This is a genomic window from Parabacteroides hominis, from assembly GCF_014287585.1.
Lineage (GTDB): Bacteria > Bacteroidota > Bacteroidia > Bacteroidales > Tannerellaceae > Parabacteroides > Parabacteroides hominis.
Genome location: NZ_JACOOJ010000032.1, coordinates 20,779 through 33,530 on the forward strand (window position 1 = coordinate 20,779; position 12,752 = coordinate 33,530).

The window sequence follows — 12,752 nt, forward strand, 5'->3', positions numbered from 1 at the left end:
GGGGAAAATGAAATTAGAATGCTGATAATCCTAAAAAACGAAGCACATGGGAGCACATTACAGTTTGTTTAAAAATCCGGGCAAAGAAGGTGAAGAAGAGAAAGCCACCTTGCATGCCCGTCTGGTCAACCAGCGGATCATTCATACGGAAGAACTGGCCGAAGATATATCGGATGCCTGTTCCTTCAATACCGCCGATGTGAAAGGCATGCTGGAAGCGCTGAAGAGGCGGTTGGCGTTTCATCTGAAATACGGTGCGGTTGTCGAGTTGGAAGGGATCGGTACGTTTTCCGTTTCCTTGAAATGCCCGCCGTTGACGGAAGAGAAAGATATTAAGCCGAAGCATGTGCGCTTTAGCAAGGTCGTATTTCGCTGCTCCAAGGAGTTGCGTTCCGGCCTGAAATATATGGAAATAGAACGTTCTGACGGGGGAAGCCGCCTGAAAGTTCTTCCTTCCGACAAGCGGAAAGCGAATATCCTGAGATATCTGCAACAGAATGAAACGATTTCATCTTCATACTGCCGCGGTCTGAACGGCTGTTCCAAATATATGGCTTTGAAAGATCTGGATGAGCTGCGCAAGGAGGGAAAGATCGTGCGCTTAGGATATCGTTCGAATGCACAGTACGGACTGGCAAAACAGTAGTGTACTTTTGTACTCCGGCACAGCTCACCTGTAGATGTCTTTACTTGTTTGGGACCTCTTCCTGCGAATAGATTGTCTTACCCCGTTGGCTGATAGTCCACTCTCCGTCTATGAGGCGTACATTCTTTGTGTCGTCGTCCTCTACGTTCCAGGCATATCCGCCGGATGGGAGTGAGCGCCTATCCAGTATCTCGTTTTTATCTCCCGAAGAGAAGAACAGTTCGACTTGGGTGGAATCCGGACTGAAAACGATAAAAGCAGACTGGTCGCCGTCGACAGCTTTCATCCGGATGCCCTTTTCGAATACACGGATGCAATCTTGCTGCACTTCGCTCCATTGGTAGCCGGCCGAACCGATACAACCATGCTCGTCCCGGTCGCCGCCAACCATGTTTCTCCTTCCGGGGACAACCACAATCTTTTGTGCGTTCATCCCCGTCTTATATTTTCCGCCATAATATACGGTAGCCGTATCATCGAGCAAGATACCGTCCGTTACGACCCTTTCCGCATCCAACGTGCTGAAAGAAAGTGTGTCGCCTTCTTCGGAAACGACTGTCAACGTATTCATGGTTGCATCGCAGACAACTCCTTTAACCATCGAAGCCTTTGGCGAACAAGCAAAAATAATGCCGGCACATAAAGCGATTGCCGCAAGATTCAATTTATTCATATTTCTGTCCTTAGTTGAAGTAATACAGGAAGATCGCAACGCCTTCCAATGCCTTCTTCGGTTGATCCTTGATTTCGATGGCGAACTTGATCTCAGCCTTGGCCACGCCGCGCAGATTCGTTAAAGTCTGTAGCTTGGCGATCAGGCGGATGCTTTGTCCGGTCAATACGGGTTGCCCGAATTTCATCTTGTCCATGCCGTAATTAATCATCATCTTCAGGTTGTTCACCTCGATGATCTGGCCCCACAGATGCGGAAGAAGCGATAAGGTCAGGTAGCCGTGCGCAATCGTGCTATGGAACGGGCTTTCCACTTTGGCGCGTTCGGGGTCCACGTGAATCCACTGGTGATCCAATGTCGCATCGGCAAAAAGGTTGATGCGCTCCTGCGTCAGTTCTACATAATCGGAAATACCGATTTGCTGGCCTATCAGCTTTTCAAAGTCTTCATACGAGTTGATAATTACTTTTTCCATTATTCTCTTGTTTAGTTAATTATGATCTTACACGCTTTCTATCAGGTCACTATGATATGCTTTTATCAGCAAGTACAAGTTGACTATGCAATTTTCGCAAAAAATCCTGGAATAAACAAATTCACGACCGACTGTCTGCAAACCTTTTTCGATGGAAGTTTGCGGATTATCACCCGCCGCAACAAAAACGCGTGGCATCGGATATCTGACTGTTAGATGTGCTTAAAGACTATTTTATCTTGTCTTTCTTCCTGTCGCTGATGATATTGTCCATGTTCTCTTTTGCCCATATTATCAATGAATTGATATGAGGAAACAAGGATACGGCCCGTTCTGTCAAAGCATACTCCACACGTGGCGGTACTTCGGGATATATCGTCCGCTTAACGAATCCGTCCTCTTCGAGCGTGCGAAGTGTGACCGTAAGCATTTTTTGCGAAATATCGGGAATTGCATGGCGCAAGTCTCTGAAACGCATTTTATCAGTTTGCGTTAGTGTGTAAATGACCAAAAGGGACCATTTGTCGCTCATCCGTGCCAGAATATTACGTATCGGGCATTGCGGGTCATAGGCATCCAAAATCATTGTTCTGTCCATAACTTGTTATTATCTAATATTAGTACACAAAGGTAACCTAATCTCTTAGAATCTGCAAGTATGGAAAAAAATTAAAAAAAATCGTCTTTCAAATACCTTATATTCAACAATCGTTACTCATAGGTAACTATTTGCATATTAAGTGCCTACTTGACAAAGCACTTTTCCTGTTTTATATTTGCAATCCAAAAGAGATAAAGAATCTTTTGGAAACTAATGTTTAATATCAATATTTTACGAGCATGAAAAATGTAGTTTTAATCGGAGCAAGCGGATTCGTAGGTTCAGCAATTTTGAACGAGGCATTGAATCGAGGGCATAAGGTAACTGCCGTTGTACTGAATCCCGAAAAGATTACGGTAAGCAACACGAATCTAACCGTCATCATGGCAGATGCCACCGACCCGGAGATTTTGGCCGGACTGGCCGCAGGCAAGGACGCTGTTATCAGTGCGTACAATCCCGGTTGGGGCAATCCCCGCCAGTATGAAGAGACATTAGAAAACTATCCTAAGATCGTCGAAGGAGTGAAGCGTGCGGGCGTGAAAAGATTGCTTATCGTTGGTGGTGCAGGGACTCTTTTTGTGAAACCGGGTGTACGTCTGATCGATACGGGGACTCTTCCCGAAGCATGGTTGCCGGGCGTGAAGTCCCTGGGAGAGTTTTATCTCGACACGCTGACTCAAGAAAAAGACATCGACTGGGTTTTCTTTTCTCCCGCCGGGAATCTCGGTAATATGGGGCCGGGCCTACGTACCGGCAAATATCGGCTCGGCAAGGACGAGATGCTTTTCGATGAAAAAGGCGAGAGCTTTATCTCGGTGGAAGACTATGCAGTTGCGATGATCGACGAACTGGAACAGGAGAACCATCATCAGGAGCGCTTCACGGCGGCTTATTAAAATTAGTTCGTAATAAAAATAAAAAATTACCGGAAATGAAAAAGATTGTCTTTGTTTTTGTGATTGTAATGGGATTTGTATGCAATTCATTTGCACAGTACCAGGGTAAAATCGAAGTGTATAAATATACGGATATGACGCTTCACTCGTATGCCTCCGCAGAAGAGATGGGAGACGTTTCGTTCATAATCGAAGGAAAAGACGGATTGATTGTATTGGAACAGCAATCTTTTTTCAATTCGATAAAGGATTTCGGCAACTATCTGAAAACGTTAGGCAAACCGGTTGTCAAAGTTGTTTCTTCTTATCATTCCGGTGGTTTGAACGCATGGGATTCCTCGTTGGTTGTCATGATCGAAGGAATGCCTGAATTTGAAAAAGGAGAGATGGCCCAAAAGATGATGAAAGGTTTTGCAGAACGATTCGGCGGGAAAATGGATACACGTCCACATGCGGAAACCGGTGTAATTCCAGCCGACTCCAAACAGACATGGGCTGGTATTGATCTCCAGTTTGTTCCAGCACCTTCGACATCCGCTTTTCCTGCTGCGGATATCATCATTGCGGACAAGGTATTCTATACGCATTCCGCACCGACAATTTCACATATACGTGGAATCAGGGATAGGGAAACGATCGACAAGCAGTTGGACTATTTAAAGGGAATCAAAAATTCCGGTTGTGAATTGGTCGTAGGCAGTCATGGTGTTGCCGGGCGCATGGATGTCGTAGATTTTCAAATCACGTATTTGGAACGGATGAAAAAACTGTTGGACACAGCAACAAGCAAAGAAGAGTTCGTCGCAGGAATGAAAGATTCATTCTCAGGTTTACCGGAAGAACGGAATCTGAACGCTACGGCTGCAAATCTTTATAATTGAAGCGGATGCTGTTTTTCAAAATGAGGACGAATCGCGACGAGAACAAGAACGACGGATGTCAGCACCTGTATAGATAAGCGGCTGGATAAGATTATCCCCTAAATAGCTGTGCCTGCAACTTAACTCTGTTTATTTTGTTGATTTTATATAGATAGAGTTAAGTTGCAATCTTATTTAAGTCTTATGGGGAAGACAAAAAAAGTCATTGGGTACACGTTGGGGATCGCGATAGTGCTGACCGCCGCTATATTCCTGCTTAATCTTCATCTGACGAAACGCCTCGAACGGTATCTCCGGAAAGAACTGATCCATCGGACAGCCGAGGCTACGGATGGCTTCTATATGCTTTCTTTCGATAACCTTTCCATCAGTTTCTTCAAAGGTGAATTGATGCTTGAGGGAGTAAAGCTATATCCCGACCCGGCGGTTTTCCGGGATTGGGAAAGAAAAGACAGCCTGCCGTCTACCTATGTGACGGCCGAGGTCGGTATGATCGACTTTAAAGGATTGAACCTTACCTGGCGATGGAGTTACAAGCAGTTGCATTTCGATTCGTTTGAAATCAGGAATCCGGAGATACAGGTGTTTAACCCTTACTATTCGACGCGGGCGGAGGTGAAAGCGGGAAAAGAGGCGGAGACGAAGACTTTGTACGAGGTAATCTCTCCTTACATTAATGTATTGAGCGTCCGCGTGCTGAACCTGGAGAACGCCAGCGTTTCCTATTCCGTGGAAAATCCTGTTTCGCCGATTGTCTATGCCTTGAACGATGTCAGTTTCCATGCGTATGGTTTCCGTTTGGATGAGGATTCGTCCGAAAGCGGGAAGTTGCTCTATTGCGACAATTTCGATTTCATTACCAACCGGTCGCAGACGCTATTGACCAATAATGACTTTCGCTTGCAGACGGACAGGATTCTGCTGAGTACGGAAGATTCCATTATCTCCATCTCCAATATTACGCTTACGCCCCAAGGTGAATTGTGGGAGGAACGGAAACAGCGGCCCGACAGCTACCTGAACGCGTTGATCAGGGCCATTGAAGTGAAAGGAATACAGTTTCGTCGTGAAAATGCGCTGAACTACTTGTCGGCACGTTCGTTCGATATTGTTTCTTCGGATATACAAGCCTTTAATCTGGCGGGGGAAAGCCAGCCGCCTGGCGGGAAAGTGAAGAAGAAAAGTCTGAATGAAATGGAGGCGGATTCTTTAGTCGGTTCCCTGTCTCTTTATGACTTGATATCACCGGTCTTGCATGCTGTCTCTATCAGGACGATCGGGATTGAGAAGGCGAAACTGCAATATTCCTTTGCCGTGAAAGATACGGTTGAGGTGTATAAGTTGGCAAACTTTGATTTCCATGCTTACGATTTTCAGGTGGATTCCGTATCGGAAGTCCGGCACGGCTTTTGGTATTCGCGTGCTTTCTCGTTCGAAGCGACCGGTATAGAAGGGCTGATGGCGGCCCGCAATCACCGGTTTACGGTGAAGCGCATGGCGTTGGACACGGAAAGCGGGGATTTCAACCTGGAGCAAATCCGGCTGCGTCCCTTATCGGTTCGCGGACGAAACGATTATATGGCGGGAAGCATTGATACGGTTGGAATCCGTGGTTTGTCATACGACAAGGGGATCAGTGCCCGGTTGCTGAAAATCGATCGTCCGAATCTGCGTTATGTGGTGGCTCCCTCCTTTAGTAAGAAAGAGGCGAAGTCGGCAAACAGCCGTGTCGATGTGGAGGCGATCCTGAATCCCTTCCTTCGTTATCTCTCTGTTAAACGGGTGAGCCTGAACCATGCGTATGTGACGGTCGATGATAAAAGCGTGCCCGATCCGGTTACTTATAAGCTGAACGACTTTAATTTCTTTGCAACCGGTATTTTGGTGAACCGGCAGACGGGGGAGGGGAGCGGGCTGTTCTTCGACTATGGAAATATGGGGTTTAGCTTTAGCCGGTTCGATAACTATTTGCCGGGGAAAGAATACCGTCTTTCGGTGCGGAAAGGACAGTTTTCGACCGTGAAAGGAACCCTGGAATTGCAAGACATCAAGCTGCTCCCAACAGATACGGCTGGGAAGGCGGCAAAGACATATATCCGGTTTTCTTCGCCGGGACTTCGTATAAGCGGGCTGAATCGGATACCTGAAAGGCCGGACCGGAATATACGTTTAACCTCGTTCGGGATAGATTCTCCCGCTATCCGGGTGTTCAAGCCGGACGGAAGCGGAGTGTCTGCTTCGTTGAAATGTCTGGCATTGGAGGGGATTGCGTGGGACAGTACGTTGCTGAGGTTGGATGAGATTCGTCTGGAAAGCCCGGTTGCCGATATTTATCCCGGCCATGTTTCCGATACCTTACCTCATAAAGCGAAGGTCGAACCTGCTGATTTATATACGGCACTGGGAAAAGTCGCCGGACAAATCTCTTTGGGGCGCTTTAGTCTGACGGATGCCAATATTCATTATGCTTATTTGGGGAAAAACGATTCTTTGCAACAGCAGAAGTTAGATACCACGAATCTGTTTGTAAAAGGCTTGGCTGTCGATACTCGTCTTCGTACCTATAAATTAGATGATATCCGTTTTTCAACCCGTAACCTGGCTTTCCCTCTGGATAACGGTTTCTATACTTTAAAGGTGGGCGGGGTGGATCTGACTGAGTCGAGTGCGGTTATCGACCGCATCCGTCTTGTATCTCCTTATCCTAAGATGCAATTTGCCTATTTGCAGCCGCATCATAAAGATTGGTTTGACGTGAGCGTCGGACGGGTTTCTTTGACAGGCATCGACCTGCCTTCTTATTTTTCGGAGAAAGTACTCCGGATAGCCGATGTGCAGATCTCGGATCCCGTGTTGCAGAATCTGAAGAATAAGAAAATACCGGTTTCTCCGCATATTGTCCCGATGATTTATAGCGGGCTTCAGAAAGCTCCGGTGAAACTGGATTTCCAAAGAGTGGGAGTGAAAAACTTTTCTGTCGTTTATGAAGAACTGGCGAAGAAGGGAACGACGCCCGGCAAGCTGTTTTTTACGGATATGAACGGTACGTTTACCGGCTTTACGAATATTGTTTCCCGTCCGGATCAATATATCGTGCTGGATGCTGATGGCAAGTTGATGGGGAAGGGGACCTTTACTGCTACCTGGCAGTTGCCGGTCGATTCGCTGAATGATCGTTTCCTGCTGAATGCCCGCCTGGACAGTTTCGACCTGACGGCGTTGAACGAGTTGCTTATTCCTTTGTCCTCGGCGGAAGTCCAGAGCGGACGAGTCCAGGGGATGACATTCAGTACGGAGGCCACCAGCAAAGGAGCTACCGTGGAGATGCTTTTTCTGTATAATGACTTGAAAGCCGCTTTGCTGAAGGAGAAAGGAGGGGAACTGACGGATAAGAAGTTTCTGACCAGCCTGGTCAACCGTATATTAAAACATGATAATCCGGATAAAACAAAGAAAGGTTTTAACAAACCGCGCCATTCGAGTGTTTCAATAATAAGGGATCCTTATCATTCCACTTTCAATTATTTGTGGCAGATATTAAGACCGCCGTTGATTGAATCGGTCGGCGTTTCCAAAAAGAAGCAGGATGCAGCCAAAGGAGTTATGACTTTCTTTACGAAAGTGAAGAACTTCTTCCGGGGCAAAAAGGACGTTTCCGGGAAATCCGTTCCGGAAGATCGAAAAGAGGATGCTTTGTTATTAGAATTCGAACGATAAATGATTAAGAATATGGATTACATTATCACTCATTATCCGGATAAGAAACGTTTTGAAACGCAGGTGGATGGCGTAACGGCTTTTGTACAGTATCGTTTGTCCGGAGACAAGCTGGATATTATTCACACCCTTGTTCCTCCTGCCATCGAAGGGCGGGGGATTGCTGCCGCTTTAGTGAAATACGCTTATGATTATGCTCTCGAAAACGGCATGAAACCGTTGGCAACCTGCCGATATGCAGTGGCCTGGTTGCATCGGCATCCTGACTATGCCGGGTAACGGCGTGTTCAGCCTTTGATCTCTACCCCCAGCATACGAATCAGTTCCAATGCCTGCAAGGAAGAGACGGAAGATCCCCGTAATTCGCTATTGGCGAGGTTTGTGATGCGGATACCGGATATTTCCGAGTTCGACAGATCGATTCCTTTCAGGGCAGTGCGATAAAACTCTGCTTCCATCAGGTTGCAGGCGTCGAATGCAACATTCGTAAGTTGGCAACCTTCTATTCCGGCTCCCCGCAGGTTAGAGTTGATGAATTGTATATATCGCATTTTGCTCATCGAAAGGTTCATATATTCTCCCCGGCATTCTTCGAATGTGATATGATTGAATATCCCGTCTGCCATATTGGTGCCCATCAACTTGCAACCGGTAAACTCCACCCGGTGGAAGCCGCACCCTGAAAGATTTACATTCGATAGATCGCAGTTCTTGAAAATGGCATCGCTGAATTGGGATTTCCGGATGCTACACGTTCCAAAGCTACAGTTGGAGAAAAGGCAGGATTGCACCGAGAGATTACTTTTCTTTATCCCTTCAATACGCAGCCCTTTGAAAGAGTACTCGATCAGATCTTCATCATTCTTTTCTAACGCTGTCTGTATGTCTATGTCTTCATGAAGAGCGCTTGCCAAACGAGGTTGTGTAATTTTCATATGCTATCTATTTTATGAATGGAAAGTAAAAGTATATATTATGAATAAAAAAAGAAAAGAGGACATATCTTTCGATATACCCTCTTTTTGTAGTCGGGATGAGAAGACTCGAACTTCCGACCTCCACGTCCCGAACGTGGCGCGCTAGCCAACTGTGCTACATCCCGTTTTTGATTACGGCTGCAAAGGTACAACTAATTTTTAAACCGCAAATAGTTTTGCTGTTTTTTTTCATGTGGAACGTGATTTTTTTCTATCTCTTCTTTAAAATACAATTTCTTTGAATATTTTCCATTGAAACATTTGGAGTATAACAAATAATGTTTACCTTTGCACCCGTTAAACAAAACAACGGTGCCATAGCTCAGTTGGTAGAGCAAAGGACTGAAAATCCTTGTGTCCCCGGTTCGATTCCTGGTGGCACCACCTGAAAAACAAGCAGTTACAATTATTTGTAGCTGCTTGTTTTGTTTTTATAGCAAATGAGTTTGTTCACGTTACTACGGAAAAGCAAAATAGGATTAAATTTGATTATAAGGAAAGAGGGAAGAAGCGGTTTAATTGTGTCATACTGCTAAAGAATGACATACTAAAACTATTTTATCTCCCGTTAATTCTTTACATTTGCCACAAAATTATAGCGGTTATGACAGAATGCAAGGATGAACACATATTAAATTCCATTGATTACCCGGAGGATCTGCGCAAGTTGTCCCCCGATAAATTGGGAGAGGTATGTGCAGAGTTGCGTCAATATATAATAGATGTACTATCAGAGAACCCCGGACATCTTGGGGCAAGTCTCGGTACGGTAGAGCTGACGGTTGCACTACACTATGTTTTTAATACTCCCTACGACCGTATTGTATGGGATGTGGGGCATCAGGCGTATGGCCATAAAATACTGACCGGACGTCGGGAGGCCTTTCATACGCTTCGAAAATTCAAAGGAATAAGCGGTTTCCCTAATCCCCAGGAAAGTACCTATGACGCGTTTGTTGCCGGACATGCTTCAAATTCCATTTCGGCGGCTATGGGAATGTCGGTCGCTTCTGCCCTGAAAGGGGAAAAGGACAGGCACGTGATCGCTGTGATCGGCGATGGAGCCATGACGGGCGGTTTGGCGTTCGAAGGTCTGAATAATGCTTCGGCCAATCCGAACAATCTGCTTATCATTCTTAATGATAACGATATGGCAATAGATCATGCAGTCGGTGGGTTGAGCCAGTATTTGGTGGATATCACAACCAGCCAGACGTACAATAAAATGCGCTATGATGTGTACCGCGGACTGCGCAAAATGAAGCTGATCAATAATGACCGCCGGGGAAACATCCTTCGCTTCAACAATAGTTTGAAAGCATTGCTCACGCAACAACATAATCTGTTTGAGGGATTCAGCATCCGTTACTTCGGCCCGATCGACGGGCATGATGTCGATTATATGATCAAGGTGCTGAACGATATAAAAGATATGGAAGGCCCGAAGCTGTTACATATCAAGACAAAGAAAGGCAAAGGATTCAAGCCGGCAGAAAAGTCGGCGACAGAATGGCATGCACCGGGACTGTTCAATAAGGAAACAGGAGAGCGGATCATTGTCCACAAGCTGAACGAACCTCAACTTTATCAGGATGTCTTCGGGCATACCCTTGTCGAATTGGCCGAACAGGACGAACGGATCGTAGGAATCACTCCTGCCATGCCGACGGGTTGTTCCATGACTTATATGATGAAAGCGTTCCCGAAGCGGGCGTTTGATGTCGGGATTGCCGAAGGGCATTCGGTGACTTTCTCTGCCGGACTTGCCAAAGAGGGGATGATCCCTTTCTGTAATGTCTACTCTTCTTTTATGCAGCGGGCATACGATATGGTGATACACGATGTCGCCCTCCAGAATCTTCATATGGTGATCTGCCTGGACCGTGCCGGTCTGGTTGGCGAAGACGGGGCGACGCATCACGGGGTGTTCGACCTTGCTTATCTGCGTCCGGTCCCGAACTTAGTTATTTCGTCCCCTTTGAACGAACTGGATTTGCGGAACCTGATGTACACCGGGTATAAGGAAAGCGACGGTCCGTTTGTGATCCGTTATCCGCGCGGTAAGGGAGAGATGGCGGATTGGAGGAATAAGATGCATGTCCTGCCGATCGGGAAAGGTAAGAAGCTCCGTGATGGAGATGATATTGCAATCTTGTCGCTCGGCCCTATCGGCAACGAAGTGATAAAGGCTATAAAGGAGGTTGAGGGTGACGGCATATCGATTGCCCATTACGATATGATTTATTTAAAACCGATGGATGAAGAACTGCTGCACGAAGTCGGTAAAAGGTTCAGCCGTATCATAACTGTTGAAAACGGCGTGATCAGAGGCGGATTTGGCAGTGCTGTTCTGGAATTTATGGCTGATAACGGTTATACTCCGCAGGTGAAGCGGATCGGTGTGCCGGATGAGTTTGTGGAACATGGATCGATTCCCGAACTGTATAAACTATGTGGCATGGATTCCAAAAGTATTGCAGGAGAAATAAAAAAGATGGTTATCGGAGGATAATATATCCTCATAATTAATCTCTATATAAAATGAAAATTATTATAGCCGGAGCCGGTGAAGTAGGAACCCACCTGGCAAAAATGTTATCACAGGAGAAACAGGATATTATCCTGATGGATCCGAATGAGGAGCGTTTGAATTTTACGAATTCAAGCATGGAGATCCTTCCTATGGTAGGTAATCCGACATCCATTCGGGACCTGGAAGAAGCCGGTATCAGGAAGGCGGACCTGTTTATCAGTGTCACGCCGGAAGAAACGACCAATGTGGCAGCCAGTATTCTGGCTTCTAAATTAGGAGCACGCAAGACGTTGACACGTATCAACAATTACGAATACCTGCTCCCTAAAAATAAGGAACTGTTCGAGAAGATGGGGATCGATTCCATGATCTACCCGGAAATGCTGGCAGCCAAAGAGATCGTGACGGCTGTCAAACGTCCGTGGACCCGTCAATACTGGGAGTTGTTCGGAGGCGCCCTGATCCTGATCGGCGTGAAGATACGCGATAACTCCCGGCTTGTGAACAAGCACCTGTCCGAACTCTTGAACGAGCAGAAACTCTATCATATCGTTGCCATCAAACGGCAGAACGAGACCATTATCCCCCGTGGTACGGACCGTATAGAATCAGGCGATATCGTTTTCTTCACAACGACCAAAGGCCATATCGAAGATGTCCGGCTACACGCCGGCAAGCGAGACCCCGAAGTGAAGAAAGTCATCATTATGGGAGGCAGCCGTATCGCGATCCGTACCTGCCAGTATCTCCCGAACAATATCCGTGTAAAAGTAATCGAGACAAACAAAGACAAGAGCCATCGCATAGCCGAGGTCGTCCCCGGAAATGTCCTGATCATCAACGGGGACGGACGCGATACCGACCTGTTGATGCAGGAAGGGATCAAAGACGCACAGGCGTTTATCGCGCTGACGGATAATTCGAGTACGAACATCCTGGCCTGCCTGGCCGCCAAACGCGCCGGAGTATTCAAGACCATCGCCAAGATCGAGAATATCGATTATATCCCTTTGGCGGAAAGCATGGATATCGGTTCGGTTATCAATAAGAAACTGATTGCCGCCAGCCATATCTACCAGTTTCTGCTGGATGCAGACGTGTCGAACGTGAAATGCCTTACCTTTGCCAATGCCGATGTGGCGGAACTTGTAGCCCGTCCCGATTCGAAGATTACCCGCAAGCAGGTAAAAGACCTGAACCTCCCGAAGGATTTAACGCTGGGCGGATTGATTCGTGACGGCGAGCCTATGATGATCAAGGGTGATACACATATCCAGGCATACGACCACGTCGTGGTGTTCTGTCTAGATACGGCCATGCGTAAGTTAGAGGACTACTTTAATTAATGGT

11 protein-coding genes and 2 tRNA genes are annotated in these 12,752 nt (G+C 46.5%); 8 read left to right on the forward strand and 5 right to left on the reverse strand.

What is annotated here, in order from left to right; all coding sequences use genetic code 11:
• The first annotated feature begins 46 nt into the window (after window positions 1-46).
• Window positions 47-646, forward strand: a complete 600-nt coding sequence (locus H8S65_RS15490) for an HU family DNA-binding protein (protein WP_186930805.1) — start codon at window positions 47-49, stop codon at window positions 644-646.
• Window positions 647-686: 40 nt separating this feature from the next.
• Here H8S65_RS15490 and H8S65_RS15495 read toward each other — a convergent pair whose 3' ends face one another.
• The 3 genes from H8S65_RS15495 to H8S65_RS15505 all read right to left on the reverse strand — a co-directional run bounded on the left by H8S65_RS15495 (window position 687) and on the right by H8S65_RS15505 (window position 2,392).
• Window positions 687-1,319 (reverse strand): hypothetical protein, encoded by a 633-nt coding sequence (locus tag H8S65_RS15495; protein WP_186930806.1) that lies wholly within the window; start codon window positions 1,317-1,319, stop codon window positions 687-689.
• A 10-nt stretch (window positions 1,320-1,329) separates the two neighbouring features.
• Window positions 1,330-1,794, reverse strand: coding sequence for a MaoC family dehydratase (locus H8S65_RS15500; RefSeq protein WP_186930807.1), 465 nt, complete (start codon window positions 1,792-1,794; stop codon window positions 1,330-1,332).
• Window positions 1,795-2,023: 229 nt separating this feature from the next.
• A complete protein-coding gene (locus H8S65_RS15505; protein WP_186930808.1) occupies window positions 2,024-2,392 on the reverse strand; it encodes a winged helix-turn-helix transcriptional regulator in 369 nt (122 codons plus the stop codon).
• 242 nt (window positions 2,393-2,634) lie between these two features.
• Between H8S65_RS15505 and H8S65_RS15510 the strand changes: the two genes are divergently transcribed.
• From H8S65_RS15510 to H8S65_RS15525, 4 genes are all read left to right on the forward strand, one after another.
• Window positions 2,635-3,294: an NAD(P)-dependent oxidoreductase gene (locus tag H8S65_RS15510; protein WP_186930809.1), complete on the forward strand. Its 660-nt coding sequence runs from the start codon at window positions 2,635-2,637 to the stop codon at window positions 3,292-3,294.
• A gap of 35 nt (window positions 3,295-3,329) precedes the next feature.
• Window positions 3,330-4,175, forward strand: a complete 846-nt coding sequence (locus tag H8S65_RS15515) for a hypothetical protein (RefSeq protein ID WP_186930810.1) — start codon at window positions 3,330-3,332, stop codon at window positions 4,173-4,175.
• Window positions 4,176-4,358: 183 nt separating this feature from the next.
• Window positions 4,359-7,892 carry a hypothetical protein gene (locus H8S65_RS15520; protein WP_186930811.1) on the forward strand — a complete coding sequence of 1,178 codons (3,534 nt, stop codon included), beginning with the start codon at window positions 4,359-4,361 and terminating at the stop codon, window positions 7,890-7,892.
• Between the two features lie 12 nt (window positions 7,893-7,904).
• Window positions 7,905-8,171 carry a GNAT family N-acetyltransferase gene (locus tag H8S65_RS15525; RefSeq protein ID WP_186930812.1) on the forward strand — a complete coding sequence of 89 codons (267 nt, stop codon included), beginning with the start codon at window positions 7,905-7,907 and terminating at the stop codon, window positions 8,169-8,171.
• Window positions 8,172-8,179: 8 nt separating this feature from the next.
• On the opposite strand, the gene H8S65_RS15530 is transcribed toward H8S65_RS15525, so the two are convergent.
• Together H8S65_RS15530 and H8S65_RS15535 are read right to left on the reverse strand one after the other, a co-directional pair.
• Entirely contained in the window at window positions 8,180-8,827 is a 648-nt protein-coding gene (locus H8S65_RS15530) for a pentapeptide repeat-containing protein (protein WP_186930813.1), read from the reverse strand.
• Between the two features lie 93 nt (window positions 8,828-8,920).
• A tRNA-Pro gene (locus tag H8S65_RS15535) sits at window positions 8,921-8,994 on the reverse strand.
• Between the two features lie 186 nt (window positions 8,995-9,180).
• Between H8S65_RS15535 and H8S65_RS15540 the strand changes: the two genes are divergently transcribed.
• The 3 genes from H8S65_RS15540 (at window position 9,181) to trkA (ending at window position 12,748) form a co-directional block, all read left to right on the forward strand.
• A tRNA-Phe gene (locus tag H8S65_RS15540) sits at window positions 9,181-9,253 on the forward strand.
• Between the two features lie 220 nt (window positions 9,254-9,473).
• The gene (gene dxs / locus H8S65_RS15545) at window positions 9,474-11,381 is read left to right on the forward strand and encodes a 1-deoxy-D-xylulose-5-phosphate synthase (protein ID WP_186930814.1); all 1,908 of its coding nucleotides are present in this window, start codon (window positions 9,474-9,476) and stop codon (window positions 11,379-11,381) included.
• 29 nt (window positions 11,382-11,410) lie between these two features.
• Window positions 11,411-12,748: a Trk system potassium transporter TrkA gene (trkA, locus tag H8S65_RS15550; RefSeq protein ID WP_186930815.1), complete on the forward strand. Its 1,338-nt coding sequence runs from the start codon at window positions 11,411-11,413 to the stop codon at window positions 12,746-12,748.
• The last annotated feature ends 4 nt before the right edge of the window (window positions 12,749-12,752 follow it).

Bases quoted from the DNA above. Each gene is read 5' to 3' on its own strand.
- H8S65_RS15490 (WP_186930805.1), top strand. From the start codon at position 47: ATGGGAGCACATTACAGTTTGTTTAAAAATCCGGGCAAAGAAGGTGAA.
- H8S65_RS15495 (WP_186930806.1), bottom strand. From the start codon at position 1,319: ATGAATAAATTGAATCTTGCGGCAATCGCTTTATGTGCCGGCATTATT.
- H8S65_RS15500 (WP_186930807.1), bottom strand. From the start codon at position 1,794: ATGGAAAAAGTAATTATCAACTCGTATGAAGACTTTGAAAAGCTGATA.
- H8S65_RS15505 (WP_186930808.1), bottom strand. From the start codon at position 2,392: ATGGACAGAACAATGATTTTGGATGCCTATGACCCGCAATGCCCGATA.
- H8S65_RS15510 (WP_186930809.1), top strand. From the start codon at position 2,635: ATGAAAAATGTAGTTTTAATCGGAGCAAGCGGATTCGTAGGTTCAGCA.
- H8S65_RS15515 (WP_186930810.1), top strand. From the start codon at position 3,330: ATGAAAAAGATTGTCTTTGTTTTTGTGATTGTAATGGGATTTGTATGC.
- H8S65_RS15520 (WP_186930811.1), top strand. From the start codon at position 4,359: ATGGGGAAGACAAAAAAAGTCATTGGGTACACGTTGGGGATCGCGATA.
- H8S65_RS15525 (WP_186930812.1), top strand. From the start codon at position 7,905: ATGGATTACATTATCACTCATTATCCGGATAAGAAACGTTTTGAAACG.
- H8S65_RS15530 (WP_186930813.1), bottom strand. From the start codon at position 8,827: ATGAAAATTACACAACCTCGTTTGGCAAGCGCTCTTCATGAAGACATA.
- dxs (WP_186930814.1), top strand. From the start codon at position 9,474: ATGACAGAATGCAAGGATGAACACATATTAAATTCCATTGATTACCCG.
- trkA (WP_186930815.1), top strand. From the start codon at position 11,411: ATGAAAATTATTATAGCCGGAGCCGGTGAAGTAGGAACCCACCTGGCA.